Source organism: Roseibacillus persicicus (assembly GCF_014651675.1).
In the GTDB taxonomy this organism is placed as follows: Bacteria; Verrucomicrobiota; Verrucomicrobiia; order Verrucomicrobiales; family Akkermansiaceae; genus Roseibacillus; species Roseibacillus persicicus.
The window spans coordinates 446,850-466,917 of record NZ_BMXI01000001.1; the positions used below are offsets into that span (position 1 = coordinate 446,850).

At 56.2% G+C, this 20,068-nt stretch carries 16 protein-coding genes; 9 read left to right on the forward strand and 7 right to left on the reverse strand.

What is annotated here, in order from left to right; translation table 11 throughout:
• The first annotated feature begins 9 nt into the window (after positions 1-9).
• Complete coding sequence (locus IE099_RS01680; protein ID WP_189566758.1) at positions 10-4,605, forward strand: right-handed parallel beta-helix repeat-containing protein; 4,596 nt, start codon at positions 10-12, stop codon at positions 4,603-4,605.
• Between the two features lie 131 nt (positions 4,606-4,736).
• On the opposite strand, the gene IE099_RS01685 is transcribed toward IE099_RS01680, so the two are convergent.
• On the reverse strand, positions 4,737-5,750 hold the full coding sequence (locus IE099_RS01685) for an AraC family transcriptional regulator (protein WP_189566760.1): 1,014 nt from the start codon (positions 5,748-5,750) through the stop codon (positions 4,737-4,739).
• A 170-nt stretch (positions 5,751-5,920) separates the two neighbouring features.
• Here IE099_RS01685 and IE099_RS01690 point away from each other — a divergent pair, with 170 nt between their 5' ends.
• Genes IE099_RS01690 through IE099_RS01700 form a run of 3 tightly spaced genes read left to right on the forward strand, consistent with a single transcriptional unit; the run spans position 5,921 to position 7,736 of the window.
• Positions 5,921-6,778 (forward strand): NmrA family NAD(P)-binding protein, encoded by an 858-nt coding sequence (locus tag IE099_RS01690; RefSeq protein WP_189566763.1) that lies wholly within the window; start codon positions 5,921-5,923, stop codon positions 6,776-6,778.
• Entirely contained in the window at positions 6,775-7,227 is a 453-nt protein-coding gene (locus tag IE099_RS01695; protein ID WP_189566765.1) for a DUF4345 domain-containing protein, read from the forward strand. The genes IE099_RS01690 and IE099_RS01695 overlap by 4 nt, the downstream gene beginning before the upstream one ends.
• A 14-nt stretch (positions 7,228-7,241) precedes the next feature.
• The gene (locus tag IE099_RS01700) at positions 7,242-7,736 is read left to right on the forward strand and encodes an anthrone oxygenase family protein (protein WP_189566767.1); all 495 of its coding nucleotides are present in this window, start codon (positions 7,242-7,244) and stop codon (positions 7,734-7,736) included.
• A 139-nt stretch (positions 7,737-7,875) separates the two neighbouring features.
• Here IE099_RS01700 and IE099_RS01705 read toward each other — a convergent pair whose 3' ends face one another.
• The 4 genes from IE099_RS01705 to IE099_RS01720 form a co-directional block, all read right to left on the reverse strand.
• Positions 7,876-10,551 (reverse strand): FG-GAP repeat protein, encoded by a 2,676-nt coding sequence (locus IE099_RS01705; protein ID WP_189566769.1) that lies wholly within the window; start codon positions 10,549-10,551, stop codon positions 7,876-7,878.
• A gap of 298 nt (positions 10,552-10,849) precedes the next feature.
• Positions 10,850-12,115 carry an MFS transporter gene (locus IE099_RS01710; protein ID WP_189566771.1) on the reverse strand — a complete coding sequence of 422 codons (1,266 nt, stop codon included), beginning with the start codon at positions 12,113-12,115 and terminating at the stop codon, positions 10,850-10,852.
• Positions 12,112-13,500, reverse strand: a complete 1,389-nt coding sequence (locus IE099_RS01715) for an NAD(P)-binding domain-containing protein (RefSeq protein WP_189566773.1) — start codon at positions 13,498-13,500, stop codon at positions 12,112-12,114. Before IE099_RS01715 ends, IE099_RS01710 begins: the two co-directional genes overlap by 4 nt.
• A 98-nt stretch (positions 13,501-13,598) precedes the next feature.
• Positions 13,599-14,192, reverse strand: a complete 594-nt coding sequence (locus IE099_RS01720) for a sigma-70 family RNA polymerase sigma factor (RefSeq protein WP_189566775.1) — start codon at positions 14,190-14,192, stop codon at positions 13,599-13,601.
• 168 nt (positions 14,193-14,360) lie between these two features.
• On the opposite strand from IE099_RS01720, the gene IE099_RS01725 reads away from it, so the two are divergent.
• The gene (locus IE099_RS01725) at positions 14,361-14,948 is read left to right on the forward strand and encodes a c-type cytochrome (protein WP_189566777.1); all 588 of its coding nucleotides are present in this window, start codon (positions 14,361-14,363) and stop codon (positions 14,946-14,948) included.
• A 54-nt stretch (positions 14,949-15,002) separates the two neighbouring features.
• Positions 15,003-15,251 carry a hypothetical protein gene (locus IE099_RS01730; RefSeq protein ID WP_189566779.1) on the forward strand — a complete coding sequence of 83 codons (249 nt, stop codon included), beginning with the start codon at positions 15,003-15,005 and terminating at the stop codon, positions 15,249-15,251.
• Here IE099_RS01730 and IE099_RS01735 read toward each other — a convergent pair.
• A complete protein-coding gene (locus IE099_RS01735) occupies positions 15,248-16,429 on the reverse strand; it encodes an amino acid aminotransferase (RefSeq protein WP_189566781.1) in 1,182 nt (393 codons plus the stop codon). The two genes, IE099_RS01730 and IE099_RS01735, sit on opposite strands and share 4 nt — an antisense overlap.
• 14 nt (positions 16,430-16,443) lie before the next feature.
• Positions 16,444-17,346, reverse strand: coding sequence for a DMT family transporter (locus IE099_RS01740; protein WP_189566783.1), 903 nt, complete (start codon positions 17,344-17,346; stop codon positions 16,444-16,446).
• A 231-nt stretch (positions 17,347-17,577) separates the two neighbouring features.
• Between IE099_RS01740 and IE099_RS01745 the strand changes: the two genes are divergently transcribed.
• The 3 genes from IE099_RS01745 (at position 17,578) to IE099_RS01755 (ending at position 20,049) form a co-directional block, all read left to right on the forward strand.
• Complete coding sequence (locus IE099_RS01745) at positions 17,578-18,306, forward strand: helix-turn-helix domain-containing protein (RefSeq protein ID WP_229809339.1); 729 nt, start codon at positions 17,578-17,580, stop codon at positions 18,304-18,306.
• 85 nt (positions 18,307-18,391) lie between these two features.
• Positions 18,392-19,537: a Gfo/Idh/MocA family protein gene (locus IE099_RS01750; RefSeq protein WP_189566787.1), complete on the forward strand. Its 1,146-nt coding sequence runs from the start codon at positions 18,392-18,394 to the stop codon at positions 19,535-19,537.
• A 248-nt stretch (positions 19,538-19,785) separates the two neighbouring features.
• Entirely contained in the window at positions 19,786-20,049 is a 264-nt protein-coding gene (locus IE099_RS01755) for a 2OG-Fe(II) oxygenase family protein (protein WP_189566789.1), read from the forward strand.
• Positions 20,050-20,068: the final 19 nt, after the last annotated feature.

Sequence of the window (20,068 nt, forward strand, 5' to 3'; positions counted from 1 at the left end):
GTTCGCGGAATGAACAACAGAAATCTGATCCTATCCGTCATTTTAATCAGTTGCTCGAACTTGATGGGACAGGTTCTGGGAACGGACTCATTCGGTTACGAAATGTCGAGAATGGGTAGCGCCACTTGGGTTGACATCACGGAGTTTGGCGAAGAGGTCATTAGTTCGGGTAACGAGACGTCATCGAACGCGGCACCACCCGAGGGAATTGGGGAGCCGGTAACGCTGGAGCATCCTTTCTTTTTCTACGGAGAAACGGTTCGGGAAATGGTCCCTACGGTGAACGGTTATCTCTCCACCAACCTCTCGGAATCCGGCAGTGATGATACTCCCGACTGCACGCTTCCTACCCCTGTGAGTTCGGCTGGAAGTCGCATCTACGTCGCTCATCGCGATTGGATTCTCAATCCCGCGCCGAATGCTCGTGTGCTCTACCAATATTTCCCGGAAAGCCCCCACCCCCATGCCGAGTGCGGGGTCAATGTGTTTTCATGGGAAGGAGCGATACCTGCCCAAGGCTCAATCTCGCAAAGTTTTCAGGCTCTTCTTTTCAACAATGGTGATTTGATCCTCACTATCGCTCCCTTCGCCACAGGGTTCGGCAGTAGCGAGATGCTGGGCATCCAGAACGATGACGGAACAGTAGGAATCGGTCTGAACTGCAATTCGCCACTCACTGAAACCGGAAGGCAGAGTTTTCTCTTTCAAGCCCCAACCCATTTTTCCAACAACACCGAAAGCGCACTCCTCAGTGCCATCGCAGGCGCGGTCGCCGGAGAGCGTATCGAGCTGAAGACTGCCCAAATCGACCTCAGCAGCCCGCTCCACATCACCAAGCCTCTGACCATCGCAGGCACCCCCACGGATAACATCGATCCCGTGCTGAGACGGGGGCTCATGCTCGACGGGCAGAAAGTTGTCATCGACGGGGTTCACGTCAACTTCATCGACTTTCGCAGTTCGGACTCTCCCGATTCTGCGATTGAGCTCATTAACGGCGGTTCGGCTTCCTTCTATGGAAGCACACTCTTGAACGCGGAGGAATCACTCATTAGCGCTGGAAACAATAGTGATATCTGGCTGAGCAATTGCTCCTTGGAAAGTGTTCGGTTCGGCAGTAGCCATCTCATCGAAATGCTCGGGGCAGACTCGTTAATGATTGACCGCAGTGTCCTCTCGGACAGCCGGGGAGCAGCGGTTTCCATGGTGGGCTCAAGCTCGGGTACCACTTTGCAGGTTCGCTCCTCCAGTATCTTCCGAAATCGCGGGCCCGCCTTTAAACTCGCTGGGGTTGAGGCCCGCATTACCAATTCCACCATCTCTTCCAATGTCGCTCGCGGCATCGAAGTGGTCGACAGCCAACTGGATTTGCATCACTGCACGATTGCCGATCACGGCAGCACCGCACTCTTGGTGGAAGAAAGCGCGGTCACTCTATCCCACAACATCTTCGCCAGAAACCAAGGAACAGACTCCGATGCGAATTTGATTGTCGATCAGGATAGCAGCTATACTTCGGAAGGCGCCAACTTGATCGACTCTCCCTTTGCGGGCCCGAATCAGGCCAGTGACCTCATCAACACTGCTGCCCGCATCAGTCCCCTCGGTGCCTATGGTTCACCCAACGTGGGCGCTCGCCGCTCCGATCTGCGCATGCCTCTCCTCTGTCATATGCCCTTCTACGATAGTCCGGCCATTGGCGGCGGAATCGATACCGACGCTCTAAAGACAAAAAAGGATCAACGGGGAAAAGCGCGAACCTTCAGCGCGACCGGTAGCGCCACTGAAGGAGTCGATATCGGATCAGTAGAAGCCTCGCGAATTGTCTACGTCACTACTGCAGCTGACCAGCTCGATACCCCTCCGGGCGCTCAGGTTTCGCTGCGAGAGGCTTTGTTGGAAGGAGATCATATCGTGATTGACCCGACTCTTTCCGGCTCGACTCTCACCCTTTCTAACAACGCCGCTACTCTCCCAACCAATAACTTGTCCTTCATTGATGGATCCGGCCTCAGCAATCCCTTTACGGTATCTGGCGGTGGAACGCGAACGCAGCCCCTCTTTTCCAGTGACCTTCACGCTCACAATCTCACATTCCGTGATTCAAAAGGATCGGTGCTCAGGGGAAGGTTCGTCAGTCTTTCCAACTGCTTGGTCAAAGGAATTTCCTATCAGGACACGAACACCGTCGTAGGCTCGGGGACCTCGGGCTTCATCAGATACCGCGAACGAGACGGCGGTGCCTTTTACGTCGAAAATTTTGGCATCTTCACTGATTGTGTCTTCGAGGACAATCGAGTGATCGCTCCCTTGGTCGAGCGCGCCAATGAAGGTTTCGCCGCCCGAGGTGGTGCCATTTGTGCCGCCTATGCTTCCGAACCCGTTGCCTTCCTCGGCATCAAGGTCCCCCGGGGCCTGTACCTGCTGGGCTGCCGCTTCGAAGGGAATCAGAACCAACTCAGCGCGGAAGAAGCAACCCCGACCCAAGGTGCCGGGGCGGTAGAATCCCTGGCAATGAAGACCATCGTAGAGGATTGCGTTTTTACTGGAAACGCCGGAACGACAGGCGCGCTTTCCGTCAGTGCTGGCGATCTCCTTGAGGCCGCACTGGGAGGAGGCGCCGTCCTCAATGTGAAGGGCGATCGATTCGCCGAAGTTTCCCGTTCCAGTTTTGATAAAAATCAGGTTGGTAGCACGGGCGGAGCTTCTGTCACCGCAGGAGCACTCCTTCTCGGAGCAAGCTCTAACAATGCCGCGGTCATCGAATCTTGCTATCTTGGCAGCAATGAGTGCAACACGGAAGCGACTGCAGACAATGGATACACGGCGGGAGCAGCGTTTGTCGCAGGCAACGTGGTCGTGAATCATTGCACCTTCCAAGACAATGAAGCTGTCGATACCGGCACCCGCCCCCAAGTGGTTTCCTCTGGAGCGCTAGTGACCAACGGACCAGTCCAAATGCTCAATAGCCTCTTGACCAGAAATGTGGTGTCAACCGAGGGAAACCAGGAGATCAACCTCTCTCTGAATGTTGTAAACACCGAGTTCATTTCGCTCGGGAACAATCTGAGCATCGCTCCCAGTGTCTACCTCGACCACCCTTCCGACCTGACCGGCCTCTCGGCGGAACTAGCCCCTTCCTATCGCGATAGCTCGGGAAAAATCGTTACCGTCCCCTTTTCCAACAGCCCAATTCTCGACGCCGCCAACTCGATGGCCAGACCTCCTCTCGACTTGCATGGCGGGCTCCGATTGCAAGACCTCCAACCTGATATCGGCGCGACTGAGTCAATCTTTTCCGTCACCGTGACCACCTTGCAAGACGAGATTTCCAACAACGGAACAACGTCCTTGCGAGAAGCTCTCGCCCTCGTTCACGACCAAGGTCGGATTCGCTTTGATCCTGCTCTCAATTCTCCTTCCAGCGAGCCGATCATTCTTCTCGAGGACTCCTATGGTCCCCTCGTCATCGACAAGAGTCTCTACCTCGACGGTCTCACCTTCGACACCGCTCCGATCATAGTCAGCGGTCCCAAAGAGGGCGTCTTCGAAATCATTGGGAGCAACACAGTCGCCAACCTCACTGGCATTCACATCAGTGGGACCGATTCGTTGTCCGATGTATCGCCCATCACCTTGACCGACGGGGCTCACCTCAGTCTCTCACGGAGCCTTGTTGCGGGCTTTTTACTCCAAAAAACCCCAGCCTTGTCAGTCGCGGATTCCTCCTTGACCCTCGAGAACGTCACCATCACTGAGGTCTTCTCCACTCAGACGAGTTCGGTCATCGAAGCGGATAACTCTCTGGTCGAATTGAGTTTCGTGTCCATCGCTCACAACACCTGCGAAGATGGTGGAACCATCTATCTGGACGACTCTCTCCTCACAAGCTCCACCAGTGTGTTGAGCCAGAACCTGTTCACCACCGGAAGCGATATCGTTGGGCCTTCCGCCAATCAGCTGGAGATCAAAAACTCCACCGGCTTCGAAAGCGAATTCAATCAGAATCTCGACACCCTCCGCTTCACGGGGGGACATCTGCCCGTGCTGCCTCCTCTGCCGGGAAGTCAAATCGTCAATGCGGTTGCCGGCCTTTCCACTGCGGAATTGCCCGTTACTGATTCTCGAGGCTTAGCGCGTCGCTATGGTGCCGGAGTCGACTTGGGCGCCTTCGAACTCGGCTCCTTTCTCCCGGGACGGATTCCTCCTTTTGACCAAGACAACGACTCGATGGACGACTTCTGGGAAGACTTCTATCGGCTCGACCCGACAGAACCTACAGACGCGGGCGAAAACCCGGATATGGACGCCTTCACCAACGTGCAGGAGTATCGCTTCGAGACGAACCCATTCGGTTTCGACCAAGGGGATGGCAGTGTTTTTCTCAGCATCTTGAGTCGGGACGACAATCAGCTCATCGTGCTCGTTGAAACCTCGGGAGCGAGACCCTTCCAACTTTTTCAATCCCTTAGTCTTGCTTCCGAAGACTGGGTTCTCCTCCTGGATGGAAGTACTGGAGTCGATGGGCGAGCTAACGTCACCCTCGGAAACACCCAGCTTCTTTCAACCGAAACACTTTTCCTTCGGGCCGAAATCGCGAACTAAAACGCGGGGTGTCCCTTTCTTTTCCATGCGAATGAGGATGCCCTGGGGAATCTCCTTAGAATCACCTCCGACTTGATCGGAGGTCGCCAGAGAGATCATCAAATACCAGGCTGGAGATACTCTCATCCCACCTACGCACCGAGGCGATAGGAACGCGGGGTCTTGCCTGCCCAGCGCTTGAAGGCACGGTTGAAGGCGCTTTGCTCGGAGAATCCTGTTAGAAACGCAATCTCAGTGAGAGCGTAGTCGGTCTCCTCAAGCAGGCGTTCGGCAAGCTCGCGACGAGAATCATCGACTAGGATTTTGAAGGAAAGATCCTGTTCGGAAAGACGCCGCTGCAGGGTTCTCCCGCTCATCCCCAGACGTCGGGCAATCTCGGTAACGGTTGGAACACCCTCGCTCAGCGCTTGCGAAATCTGAATCCGCACCCGCTTGCTCAACCCGCTATCGTCCGAGAGTTCGCGAAGCTCCTGCTCCATGTGGGTATCGAAGAATTTCGAGAGCGCGGGATCGCCGAGCCGATTGGACTTTCCAAGAGCTGACTCGGACACAAGTAGAGCGTCACGATCAGCTCCGAAGTGAACAGGACAGCCGAAATACTTCTCATGAGCTGCGGTGCTACCTGGTGATTGATGTTTAAAGTAGACCGCCTCGGGAGCGAAACTGTGGGGGCACACCTCGCGGCTCAGTTTGACAATTTCGGCCATTGTTTGCTCATTGGATAACCGGAGTCCAAGACTTCGACTCCCCTCCCAGTGCATCATGAGGTAGGTCTTCGCCCCATCGGGAACGACTTCGAAAATGGCGACACTACTGAGTACGCGGGCGTATCGTTCGGCTCGCTGATAGGAGCCTCGCAGGTTGATAGCTGACTTCCAGGCCAACCCGAAAGCACCGTAGTCGTCACAACAGACCGACCCGCCAGCCTTCAAGGGAAGCGTCATCCCCAGGTCGCTTTCGCGGGCGATCCGCTCACAGAGCTCGTAGTAGACCAGGTCTCGGATCATGCACTTCGGGTCGACCGGAGAATTGGGATCAAGCCCCACGCTCTCGAGCCAGTCACGACGTTGCGAGTGATTGGCTGCCTCGCCCTCCAGAGCGACATCCACGAGCTTGTGCACGAACAGTGTCGAGATCTGTTCCATTGCTTCAGGAAAGACCGATTTCGTGGGAGTTTCAATCCTTCATTGCCCTTCTGTGCCTCTGGCGTGCGAAGTCAATTCTTTGGCACCGCCCGGCAAGATTCTGAGACTGGAACACGCCATTGTGATGCCGTTCCTCATGAGGAGGACGAAACACATATCTAACTAATCAGATGAAATCAGAAGAATCACACCAAGCCAATCAGAGTGACCTCACTCTCGTCATCGGAGCGACTGGCAAAACCGGAAGCCGGGTCGCGTCCCGATTGACCGCACTCGGCAGAACCATTCGCAAAGGCTCACGCAGTACCACTCCTGCGTTCGATTGGAACAGGGAGGCCAGTTGGGACGCCTGCCTGGATGGCGTCACCTCCATCTACATCAACTACGCCGGAGACCTCGCGATCGACGGGTCGACCGACACCATCCGCACCTTCGTGAACAAGGCCAAGAGTCACGGCGTGCGCCATCTCGTGCTGCTGTCCGGTCGCGGCGAAGAGGAGGCACAAGCCTGCGAGAGAATCGTCCAAGAGAGCGGGATCGATTGGACGATCGTTCGCGCGAGCTGGTTCAACCAGAACTTTTCCGAAGGTGCCTTCATCACGATGGTGCAAGCCGGGAAGATCACACTGCCTGCCGGAGATATTGCGGAACCCTTTGTCGATGTGGACGACATTGCCGACGTCGTGGTGGCAGCCCTCACGCAACCCGGGCATGCCGGACAAGTCTATGAAGTAACGGGGCCGCGCCTGCTCACCTTTGCCGACGTCGCAGCCGAACTCTCCCGAGCCACTGGCCAACCGGTCGAATATGAAGAGGTTTCCCACGATGAGTTTCTCAAGTCGGTGGAGAATTCAGGCGCGCCGAAAGAGGTTGTGTGGATCATGGACTACTTGTTCTCCACCGTACTCGACGGCCGAAACGCTCATCTCTGCGATGGAATCGAGCGTGCCCTGGGGCGGCCGCCAAAAGACTTTGCTCAATACGCCCGCGAAGTCGCCACAACCGCAACTTGGAGGAAGTCCGCATGAAGACAAAATCTGTCGCCATCTTCACCTTCGCTTCCGGACTCATCCTGCTCGGGATTGGAAGCGCAATCCTGCTCACGCCCGAGGGGTTCCACGCCAGCAACGGCATCGCCCTTCAGAAGAACGCCAGCCTGATGTCGGAAATACGCGCCCCTGGTGGGCTGCTCTTCGCCTGCGGGCTCCTGATCACAATCGGCTCGTTCCGCGACAGGCTCCGATCTCAATCGGTAAAGTTGGCGACTCTCGTCTATGGCACGTTCGGACTTGCGAGACTGCTCAGCATGATTCTCGACGGCATGCCATCGCAGGGAGTCATCGGGGCGACAGTCATCGAACTGACCGTCGCAGCCCTGGGCCTCGTGATCCTGGCTCGAAAATCCAATCCTCTAACAGGTCCAACGCCAATCGCAACCACGGCACGACGCAATCCCAAACAACTTCCCAACATCTAACCTTCCCCTAATTCATGACCACATTCTCTGTTCTTCTCACCATCGCCACCCTCGGCTGCTCTCTCGTTGCCGGCATCACACTCATCTTCGCAATCGTCATCATGCCAGGGCTTCAAACATTGGGTGATCGCCAATTCCTTGAGGCCTTCAAAGCCATCGACCGGGTCATTCAACATAACCAACCGCTCTTCATAATCGTATGGCTTGGGTCCGGCTTGGCACTCATCGCCACGACCGTGCTGGGTTTCCAATTACTAGAGGGAATCGAGCTCGTATACCTGATCGCGGCGCTCCTCATCTACATCCCGGGCGTGCAAATCACTACCGCTGTAGTCAACGTTCCGCTCAACAACCGCATTCAAGAACAGGAGTTCGAGCAGCTTGACGACGATGAAATTCACCAAGCCGCGACAGACTTCGGTCCTCGCTGGATATTCTGGAACAACATCCGCACCTGGCTAGCCATGCTCACCTCGCTGCTTCTCTTGGTCATCCTTCTCAGGCTCTAAGGCCAGAACAGTCTCCGGCTACAATGAACAGAGAAGACCATGAAACAATCTTTGCCACCGCTTGGAATCGCGTTGAGACCTGATCTTCGCCTCACTAAAGGTTGGTAGCTCGTCGAGCCTCCCCCTATCCGAACGCGCCTTAGTTGAAATTGGCATGAATTTCAGATGGATAGTATGGCTGGGCACGGAAAAACGCCCTCTCGGCTTCGGGATCGATGCGGTAGTGTTGCGTGACGGACTCCCCAAGATAGAAGTAGCGAATACTCTGAAAATCCCAGTCGACTAGATTGGATGAGGTCTGCGCAGTATAGCCCACGAACAAATCGGAATACCCCAAATTAGGCTGAAGCCAACTCATCGTGGGATAGGTTTCACCCGGTCCACCGAAGATATCGGTTTCAGTAAAAGTGTCGGGCTTCAGGTCAATGCCCCCGGTGCTGGATTCATCCCGAGGATCGGACCCGAGAGAAAATTCCACGAGGTTATTCTGGGAGTCACCATCCGAATTTTGTTGAGGCTGCCATGCGTCCGAAGTCGACCACCCTTGAGCCTTTGCCCAAATCTCATAGGCCCCGGCCCGCTCCACACAGAGGTCGCCAGCTCCGGTCGAGGCGGTATAGATCCCTTGCGAAGCCAACCCACGGCCGAGGGATTCAGAAGCCGTGCCCTGCCGACTGTAGAGAGACGGCCAGTTGACATAGTCCTGATAACCTCCTCCATAAACTGAAAGACGACCATCCAAGCTATTGACCTCAGGAGATCCCACCGCGAGGTGAAAGTCCGAGAGGGAAACCTGATAGCCAAAGCTGCGGCCATCGGCAGCAGTGCCGACCACTTCCCGCGATAGAACCCACCCAATCGGGAGCTGCCGATAGAGAAAGACCTTTCCGACATTACCGCTTCCAAAAGGAGCACCGACAGCAAAGGCATTCCCCCCTCCAGCGAGAGAGATTCCGAATCTCGTAGACGCTCCCGCAGGAGTGGCAATGGAACCTTCGAGGCCCCACGCATTGGGTCCTGATTCATTTTGGCTAAAGACACCCAACTGGGCTCCGGTGGTACCGAAATCGGTGGCCACCACCAGCTCCCCTCCCTCTTCGGGACTTAAAAACGTCATCAGCCAGCCGAACCATCTGGAGCTCATAATCGAGGGCCGGGGGATCTTTTTTCGCTGGGTCCACGTTCCGGAATTTTCCTCGAAGATATAGACTGCGCCCGCGCTCGTCCCAACCTCATCATCGAATGGGGCCCCCACCGCCAGCCGGGGTTCTCCCAGACTGTTTGCCGTGAGCGCGACACCTCGACCAAAGTAATCTCCAGTGCCAGTGGGCGACTCAATGATATCCACCAGCTCCGCCCTCTCTCCGTCAGTCGAGGATAGCGTGCTAAAGATGCGATACAGATAGACCCGCCCGACTCCACCACTCCAATTGGGAACCCCCACTGCCAAAAGGTTTCCGGTGCCAACTTGCAGACTCACAGAATGCCCAAAATACTGGTAACTCGCGGGGTCAGGGCTCTCCAAGCGAGCAATCGGCCTGAGGGTTTGACCCTCATCACCATAGCCAATCACAACCTCATAGAGCAGAACCGAGCCACTATTCACCCCCGCCCAAGAATCACTGGGATTCCCCACCGCAATGAATCCTCCCTCCATGTCTATCATAGAACTAAAGTCAGGAGTCGAGCCCTCGTCGCTTAAGGTTTGGCGAAGGGAAAAGTCGAATGCTGAAAGCACAGAGACAGCCCATCTTCCCGACCCCTCATAGCTGTCGGGAGCCATCCCAACCATCAAACCAAGAATCGAATTCGAAGTGCTATTCTCAAGGTCGCCAACCACCCCTGTAAAGGTTGCCTCTCCCATCTTGCCAACCGCTCCTCCGGTTAAGAAAGTGAGGCTCTCCAGAAGAACGTCACGCGCTTCGCTGGCAGACAAGGTCGCCTCAATGATTGAAGAAGACGAGGGGTGAGCTGCTTTGCGACTGAGAACCAACAAGCTTGAAAAGCTCGCATCCAGCTCTAGCTCGCGCACCCCCGGATAGCTCGCGACGAGCGAATGCTTCAGCCATTTGTTAGGGCCTCCTTGGTCCCGTTGATAGCGGTTGATCTCGGTGGTGATTTGCTCACCGTCTCCTGCGTAGCCCACATCTAACAGATAGTCGCCTAGCATCAGCGCAATCTCGTCTCCCCGAATAGGATAGTCTGGCGAGCGCTCTATTTTTTTGACGAGCCCCCAATGGTCCGCGCCCCCCTCGTCGCGCTCGAAGAGATGAATTTCACCTACGCGGGAAGAAGCAATGGCAACCCGGTCCTCCAGTAAACTAAGGCCGGTGATTATTTGCGGCTCGATCCCAAACAGACCCGGGCCATCGATAGACCAAGTGGCCTTTTCTTCCCAAATGGTGGAGGAACCTTGCTCGTAAATCGTGAGGTAGTGAAACGGATTCAAGCTATCCGTTTTCCAAACAACCGCTGCGGTGTCGCCTTCCAGTTCAACATTCACAACTTCAGTTCCGGGGTCCAAAAGAATGCTCAAGGAAGGCTTGCTCACCACCCAGTCATTCGGCTCGGCGGTAAAGACATTCGGCTGAAAGAAAAAGATCCTGTCCTCTCCAAACACCGCCACCTCGTTTTCAACCTCATTGAAATCGAGTCCCGCCACACGGATCCCCGCGTGGAATCCCAGCGAAGGAGTGTCGGCCTCCATCCAGGATGAATCTTCGTAACGATAAAAGGTTGGCACCAAGCCTTCACTCTCCGGCTGCAGAACCATAGCCCAGGTCCCCCGGATATCAACTTGCACTGTGGTTGCCATTTGCTCGGGCGTGAATGTTCCTGCTCGAAAAGGAAGAGCGGTTTCCTGCCCCGTAAGAACATGCGGCCAGAGTCCCCAGCAAAAGAGACAGCAAAGAAAGGTCTTTTGCATAAATTGAAATAGGCCGATCATCATGGAATAGAAAGAAAGTTCTTTCTATGCAACCGAATCGACCAGAGGCCTTTTCCGAAGAATTCGAACCTCCACAGTTATCCGGAATATCGAGAGGTCATGAACAATCCGCTGGCTCATTCATATCAGATCTCAAGCATTGGAAATGATTTCGTTGCCATCCCGGTCATGCCATTGAGGGCTCTCTCTTCTCCTGCCTTGCCAGAATCTCGAGGCTACCCGACCCGACGATTATCATTCCCAAGATGGCTCCAAAGACCCACTTGGGGTCGACGCCTGTATTCCACAAGGCGGCGAGCAACAAGGGAGAGATGGCCTTGGACAAGACCCCAGGCGCGGACAGAGCCCCATTGAGCTCGGAGTAGCGCTCGGTGCCGAACAGTTCGGCCGGCGCGGTTCCTTTGAGAATGGTCATGACGCCATTCCCCATTCCGAAGAGAACGGCGAAGCTTCCCAGCCAGAGCAGCGTCTTGGGCAAGAATAGCAGGATCAGGAGGGAACAACCCAACAGACCCATCGCCCACCGACCGACACGGAGAGAAGAAAATTGTTTTCCTGCGGAAACGAGGAGAAGACGTCCGACCACTTGCATGGGACCGATGATGACTACCGCTTGCAAGACGAGTTCGGAGGCCACCCCCATCGCAAGAAGCAAGGGGATGATGAGGAAAGTAAGACCTGAAAACGCGCCAATGTAGGCCGTGAACCAAAGCATGAGCCCCAGAAATCGCCGGTTGCTGATCTCGCCCCGAAGAGTGCGGAACCATTCCCGAGCGCGGGCACTTGCCGATGTCGTCTTCTTCGAGAAAGTAGCCGGCGCGGCTGACGGCAACACCCACCAATGCATCGGAGCTCCGAGAAAGAGAAGCAGTCCTCCGCAACTTTGCAAAGCTCCCCGCCAGCCAAGATGACTCTCGAGGAGGTATATCAAAGGAATGAAAACGGTACTCGCCAAACCACCCAGAAGGGTCACGAGAGTGATGCCCTCCCGATAGCGTGACCGAAAGGTCTGGGTGATCACCGCGAAGGCAGGATCATAGAGAAGCGCGCCCATCGCAATCCCCATCCCAACCCAAGAAAGCAGATAGCCAAGAGGATGACTCATCCCGGCCATTCCTAACAGAGACAACCCGCCGATGAGGGAGCCCCCGGTCATCACCATCCGGCCACCCCGGCGCTGAATAAAGACCCCGATGGGAAGAGCGCTCAGGCCCCAGACGAGCAAGCCTAGTGAAAGCCCTCCATTGAGAAAAGGACGCGTCCAGCCGGTCTCCGCCTGAATCGCGTCGATGATGACCGTAAAGGTGTAATAGAGTATACCCCACGAGAACAGTTGACCGAAGGCCAACCACCAAGCGAGAGACCAAGGCGCGGAGGCTCGAGACTCGTCGCGCTCGAGCAACTCCACGACCTCTTTCTCGGGAACACTCATCCGCAGCAGCTCGTCCGCTCTTGGTCACTAGCGGCTTGATCAGGCTGTCCGCAACAGGCAGCCTCGCTCTTCTCCTTTTCCTCGACACCGCAAGAGGAAGCCGAGACCCCGTTGCAAGAGGGTGCAGGCCCGGCACTGCAGACGCCGGTCTCCGGCAGGTTCAGCTCCACGCGGGCCGCCGCTTCGTGGTCCCCTGCAATCTCTGCGGCAACGGAACGGACTTGCTCATAGCCTGTAGCGAGCAGGAAGGTCGGAGCCCGGCCGTAACTTTTCATTCCGACGATGTAGAAGTCCTGCTCGGGATGAGCGAGCTCACGCGCGCCATGGGGCGGCACACTTCCGCAACTGTGCTCATTCGGATCAATAAGCGGGCCCAAGGCATGCACCGACTCCAATGACTCGTCGATTGCGATCCTGACCTCACGCAGGATGCCGAGGTCGGGTCGGAATCCAGTCTTCACGATTGCACGATCCACCACAAACTCCCGCTCGCCATCCGGTCCATAACCCACCACCTTCATCTGGCTCTCACCTTCCCGAACAACCCGCTGAATTTCAAGTGGCGAGATAAGTTCAACCTCGCCCGCATCCACCGCAGCCTTCGCCCGACTTCCCAATTCCCCCCTCGCGGGTAAAGCGTCATTCGCCCCTCCGCCGAAGACCTTGTCCAAGGAACGCTTGCGCATCACCCAGATAATGGAGGTCTCCGGATACTGTTTCTTCAGCTCTAACAGCTCCAAGACTCCCGTGAAAGCAGAATGCCCGCTCCCGACGACGAGGACCGTTGCGTTGCGATAGTCAGCTTGATCTTTTCCCAAAATATCGGGCAAGCCGTATTCGATTCGGTCGCGCACCGACTCTTCCCCAATGGGGTGAAGTCCATGGGAACCCATGGGATTGGGATTCCCCCAAGTTCCGCTAGCGTCGATCACGGCCTTGAACAGACTCTCGCTTTGTTCGCCCTTTTCATCAACACGCAACAGGAATGCACGCTCCGCCCGCCCTTGGGTGCGGACCTTGTCAATTCCTTCCCGGGTGACTGCCAGCACTTTGCTCTCGAAGCGAAGACACTCAGCGAGAGAGGGCACCTTGGACAGGGGCTCCAAATAGTCGGACACCAGTTCACCTCCAGTCGGCAAGTGGTCGCAATCGGGTTGCCTCCAATCGCTTTGTTCAAGTAAACGCCGCGCGGCCGAATCAATATTGTAGCGCCACGGAGAGAACATTTTCACGTGAGACCATTGCCTGACCGCATGAGCGACCGAAGCCCCCGCTTCAAAGACAACGGGACGCTCTCCGTGCTCTAACAGATGGGCGGCCGCAGCCAATCCCACGGGACCAGCACCGATGACGGCCACAGGTAGATTCTTATTCTGTATCTTCATGCCTAAGGAAGACGCAAAAGCGACAAAATGGACGCAGACTATTTTCGAGGAAAGAAAGGCCGAGCGAAAAGCGGACCTCTCGACAGGTCCCCTCCCTTTCAATCAGGGCAGTGATCGGGCCGAGGCTCGACCTCCACCACGCCGCCGTAAGAATCGGTATCCAGGAAGCAGCAGCGCTCCACCGCCGCACGCACCTCTGCCCGGGCCCGCTGGACACGGGACTTGGCACCCGAAACCGAAATCCCCTCCCTCCTCGCGAGCTCAACCTGGGAGCGTCCTTCGCAATCGGTGAAACGAAGGGCATCCCGATAGATCGGCGGCAATCCTTCGACCACGCCCCTCAGAAAGTTGCTCAGGATTTCCGGAAAGTAGCTCACTTCATGTTCGTCGACGAACCAACCGTAGCCCTCCTCCCCTTCCTTCAAAGACGAGGCAGCTCGCCCTCTGCGATAGTGATCCGCAATGTGGCTGCGGGCGATTCGAAAGACCCAAGGCACAACCCGCTCCTCTTCCCGCAAGCTCGCGCTCTTGGCAAATGCCTTCACCAGAACGTTTTGCGTAAGATCTTCTGCCAGATGAGGGTCGTGCACCCGGCTCACAATAAACTGGAGCAGCGAGCGTCTCAGCTGCTCACTTGCAAGAACCTGCTCGAACGGTGAAGTCTCAGTCGAAATCTCTTGGGTCACAGCCATCGATACCCCCATACCGTGGATGAGCTGACCGCAATGTCTAGCAAAGAGAATGGGGCGAAATGCACTTGTCCTAACAGGATAGAACATCCCGCCCCCCACCTTAAAAAACAACCCGAGGTTCGGGCATACTTTTCCCTTTAAATTCACTTTACTGCAGACTCGCCTCTCATGAAGGTCATGCCAAGTTTACTCATCATGCGCGTCACCAGTCTTGCTTTTTTCCTACTCCTCAATTCCCTGCCGGCCGCAGACTTCCAGACGGACGTCCTCCCTATCTTTCAGAACAAGTGCTACAAATGCCACGGGAACGGAGAAACAAAGGGCGACATGAGTCTCGAGCCCGGTCAGATTCGCAGATTCATCAGCAAGCAAGGACCCATTGTGCCGGGAGACTCCAACGCGCAAATCCTGCGCATGATTCGTGAAGAACCGGGAGTGGAAGCAATGCCTCGCCAAGGCGGACCACTCAACGAAAAGCAAATCGCAGTCATCACCCAATGGGTCGTCGAGGGAGCCAAACTTGGTGAAGGCACACCCTATGCGCTCACCCAAAAAAGCGTTCTCCTCTCCGGCACTTGGACCAATACCGAGGGGAAAAGAATCGAAGCCGACCTTCTCGGCGTCGAAGACGAAAAGGCTCTCCTCCGCATCAAGGGCAAAGTCCACCAGGTCCCACTGAAGAGCTTGAGTGAAGAGAGTCAGGCCAAGATCCAAGAAGCTATCGAACAACCCTCTCAACCCAAAGAGGAGAAGTAGCTTTCTCGGACTCACGACCCAATCGCCAATCCCTTCTCCAACTCTCCACCAACCATGCAGCACCCCGACCTCGCCCAAATCCTCGAAAAACGTCTGGCGATCATTGCCGACCACGAATCCCGTGACCGCGACCCCGAGGCTCACCTCCAACGGCTCTTTGCAATCAACGACGAAATCACCTCTTGGCACGAATCCCACAAGAACGAGATTGATGCCAACTTGGAACATTTCCTCTCCGGAGCCAGTTTTCAAAAAGCCCTCGACTACCTCCAAAGCGGAATGCGCCGACCTTGCGGAAGCTAAGGAGAATCGAAAACTCGTTTCAGGGCGTCCGCCAGCAACGGGATTTGTTGCGTCCCCAAGCCTGCCACATTGATGCGCCCGCCAATGGCACCGTAAATCGCAAATTCATCTCGCAGCCGCTCGATCTGAGAGGAGCTTAGTGGCAAGAGCGAGAACATCCCTTTCTGGCGCTCGAGACATTGGAATTTTTCAGGAGCCCCGATCGCCTTGAGCTCGGCTGCCAGGTTCTGCCGATTCGTGCACACCCTCATCCGACATTCCTCCAGCTCTTTCAGCCAAGCCTCGGGATGAGCGAAGAGATAGGCCGCGATCGCCGCCCCGTGATTGGGAGGCATGGAGTAGTTCGCTCGCGCAATCTGCTCAAGGGAGAGCCGAACCTTTTCCGCCTCACCCGCCTCAGAAGCAATGACCATCGCCGCCCCTGTTCGCTCGCAATAGAGAGACATGTTCTTCGAACAACTGAGAGTGACAAACATCTGCTCATGCTCGCCAGCAAGCAGCCTCAATCCCGCCGCATCCGCATCAACGCCATCGCCGAAACCTTGATAGGCCATATCGACGAAAGGGATGAGACCCTTATCATGGCAAAGACGGGAGATCGCACTCCACTGCTCCAGACTGGGATCAATCCCAGTCGGGTTGTGACAGCAGCCATGGAGCAACAAGATGTCCCCGGCCCGTGCCCCATCCAGCGCTTGCACGACTGCCTCGAAGTCGAGACCGGTCTCGCTCTCCCTCCAAGGGAAGGTCTGCACCTCAAGTCCCGCGGCAGCCATGATTGGGAGATGATTCACGTAGGCCGGATCAGTCGTCCAAACCTTGGCCTGGGGACTGAGCTTCGCAATGAGGTCTCCAATAAGCCGCAGCGCTCCCGTGCCAGCTACGGTCTGAATAGTAGATTGCCTTTCGAGGGCGGGATGCCCTGAACCGAGCACGAAACGTGCGATTCCATCATTGAAGTCCAGATTCCCCGAAAGCCCCCGATAGCTTTTCGATTCGGCTGCCGAGGCGAGAAACCTCTCCGCTTCTTGGACCGATTCCATCACTGGCGTTTTGCCTGAGGCGTCGCGATAAACTCCAACGATCAGGTCCATTTTCTCCGACCGTGGATCTTGTTGGAAAGCCTTTGCCAGCCCCCAGAGCGGGTCAGGGGTTGGGGGCGCGAGTTGAGTAAACATTAGTAATTAGATAACTAGTTTTTTCCGAGTGAACGATTGGCCAGAATCACTCCGAAGGTAAGAACGGCGATGCAAGCCATCGTCGCGAAGTTGAGAGCTTCTCCAAAAATGAAAACCGCCAAGACAGCGGAAAGACCGGGAGCAAGGGAGCCGATGACCGCGCTCCGGCTCGAGCCCAGACGACCAATGGCGAAGCTATAGCCGACAGTAGCGATGAGTCCGACGCCCAGTCCTTGCACGAGAACGAAGGGCAGGGCCTCGCGCCAAGAGAATTGACCCAAATGACTCTCCGTCACCCCGACCAAAGAAAGAGCACCAAGAATCATCAGCGAGAGAACTGTTAGAATGAGAGCATTGGCAATGGCATCCAATCCCGCGCGCCGGACTCCCACCGTGTAAGCTCCCCACAACAGGCTGGCGAAAAGGAGAGTCAAGCAACCCCACGGATCGGAGTGAGTCCCACCCGCAGGCTGGGTGGCAATCATCCCGACAGCACCCAGCGCAATCAATCCCAATGCGAACCACCTCTTCTTCGGGATGGCACTTTTTTCTAACAAAAACGAAATCAGGGCGACCGAGAGCGGGGCTGTTCCTGCGATGAGGGCACTGACATGAGCAGTCGAAGTGCTCCGGGCCCCCGCGGAAGCGACGAGAAAAAATGGAACGCCCCCTAACAGAACCAGTAACAAATCACGAAAGCGAACCCTTCGCAGTTGGGCAAGATAACTGCGTAGAAATGGCAACAGACACAGCGCGGGAACAGCGAAACGAATGAGTCCCACGTCAGCAGCCGAAAGCGGCGACTTCCCGATTGCACGCAGGGTCAATGCGAATCCAGCCCAGATTAGAACGACAGCGGAAATCACCAGATACCCGCTCACCTTCGATGCTCCGAAGTTGGACAAGCGAGCTCTCACCCGAGAGAAGCCAGAACGGCCAGGAGGCGTCAAAGCCCTTTCAGGCCTACCTTCAGAGAGAATGGGAGGAGTGCTCACGTTGAAAGAAAATGACAGAAGGCGTAGAAGCTGTCGTGGCGAGAACCTTTCGTATTCATGCGTGAAAAATACAAATTTCGTGACTTTCTCAAACTTTCGCGAACACTGTGATGCGAAATGCCACCTGAGAAATTGAGCACGCTAAACAACCGTTTGCGCAAAGCCGTTTTCGAAGCCGTGCCAGGCTTGGAAGTCTGCGAGTCACTCTTCGAACTCATCAACGACGTTCGGTTTTGTATCAAAGATCGGGAAGGCCGTTACATCGCGGCGAACCCCGCCTTCGTCGTCCGCACCGGATTGCAACATCGCGCGCAATTGCTGGGCCGTTCTGCTTCCGAACTCTTTCCCGCCCTCCTCGCCGCAGGATACGAGCAACAGGATGAAGAGATTTTTTCGACCGGCGTTTCCGTGCGGGACCGGATGGAAATGAGCACGCTAGCGGATGGTCGGATTGGTTGGTTCATCACCCAGAAGATTGCCATCCGCTCGGAAGGAAAGGTCATTGCCCTGGCCGGAATCTCACAGGACCTCGACTCCCCCGTCGAAAAGAGCCGCGACCTTGGCCCCCTCGGCCAGGCCCTCAACGCCATCCGCAGCTTGAGCTCGGAGGGACTGCGCATTGCCGAACTCGCCGACGAGGCGGGGCTCTCCGGCAGCCAATTCACCCGACGGGTCCGCAGCCTCACCGGCCTCACTCCCCGACAACTGCTTACCAAGGCTCGCGTGGAAGCCGCAGCCGACAGCCTGAGGGAAAGTTCGAAACCGCTCTCGGAAATCGCAGTCGAATGCGGCTTCTACGACCAGGCCGCATTCAGCCGACAATTCCGCCAAGCCACCGGTCTCTCGCCCAGCGAATACCGCCGCGAGCTCCTCCGCTCTTGAGAGCCTAACAACCGCTTCGGCTCCCGCGTCTTTTATCTGATTCCTTGAAAGAAACACCAATTCTCGATACGAAGGAGACTAGGCCATGAAGTCGACAACCCATCCATCCACGCAATCGCTCCTCAAGATCTCCCGCCGAAGCGTCCTCAACACCTTTGGCCTAGGGTCAGCAGCCATCCTTCTCCTCGGAACCTCGGGCATCAGTGCTCAAGAAGAAGAGAAAGAGCCTCAACCCATCCGCTGGGGTTTTGTCGGCACGGGTTCGATCGCCAATCAGATGGCCCGCGCCACGAAAGACTCTCCCAACGCGGTCTTGACTGCCAGCTCCAGCCGAACCCTCGAAAAGGCCGAAGCCTTTGCCGCCAAATACGAAGCTTCCAAGGCCTTCGACTCGTGGGCCGAGATGTGCCAATGGGACGGAATCGACGCCATCTATGTCGCGACCCCGACCTCGGTGAAAGAAGAAATCTCCATCGCCGCGGCCAAGGCCGGCAAGCACGTCCTCTGCGAGAAACCTCTCCCCAGCCTCCCTGCCACCCAACGGATCATCGCAGCCTGCCGCGAGAACAACGTCGCCTTCATGGACGGGACCCACTTCTCCCACCATCCCCGCACTCTCCAACTCCAGAAGGAGATCGACACGCTGGTCGGCAAGCGACGCACCCTCGACTCTATCTTTCAGTTCCGAATCGGGGACAAGACCAACATCCGGATGAGCACCGAGCTCGAGCCCATGGGGGCATTGGGTGATGCCGGTTGGTATAACATGCGAGCCATCGTCGACTACCTCGACCCCACGGCCGAACTGCAGTCCGTCTCTGCCATTATTCGACGCGAACCCGAGACCCAAGCCGTCATCGGCAGCACCGGTCTTCTGGTCTTCAGCGACGGTTCCAGCTCTACCTTCAGCTGCTCCTTCGATGCCGGCGAGTCACGAAACGAAGCACGGATTGTCGGAAACCAAGGCAGCCTCGATATCCCCAACTTCCTTGGCCACGACCGCGACAATTCCGCCAGCTACACGCACTCCGCGAGAACGAACAAGTCTGGGAAGGAAACGGTTAAAGTCGAAGCCGACCGTCCCGATGCCGCGCTCATGTTCGAAGACTTCGCCGCCCAAGTCCACGACCCCTCCTTGCGGAAAAATTGGGAAACCAAGAGCGAACGAACCCAAGCCCTGTTAGACGCCGTCTGGGCCAGCGCGCTCGCGAACGAAGACTCCCAGGAATAGAGAAGTTCACTCCAGTTGAGGGAAAGTCTCCCAGTCCTTCCTGTTAGAATTCACACAAATCCGTTTGCCCCTTTTCCTCAACTTTTCCAATGGTTCTTCCGAGTTCAATGAAACAGACGACGAACAGCAACCTTCTCATCAATCGGCATTGCGAGGGGAAGAGCTGCGGATTTCATACTGATGACTCTCTTTCCGGATGACCCTGATAGCTATCAAGGAGGTGAATTGGGGGTCGAGTCCCCCGGGGGATGCGACAGGCAAACCTGAAAGCTGGAGACGCCTTCATCCATCAGACCCACGCTCTGCATCAGGTCAAGAAAGTGATAGCGGGAGTTCGTCAGGCGGCAGTCTTGCGGACTCAGAGTATTGTTTCCGACGATGGAATCAGGCAGGGCTTGTTCGACCTCTTACCCGCGGCTTCTTCCCTGGAAAAGCCGGGAGTCAAGGGACAGGAACCACTCTTGCAAGAAAAGGCTCACCAAAATCTCACCCGCAATTTCGCCCAACTTTGAGCCACACTTTCCCCCCTCA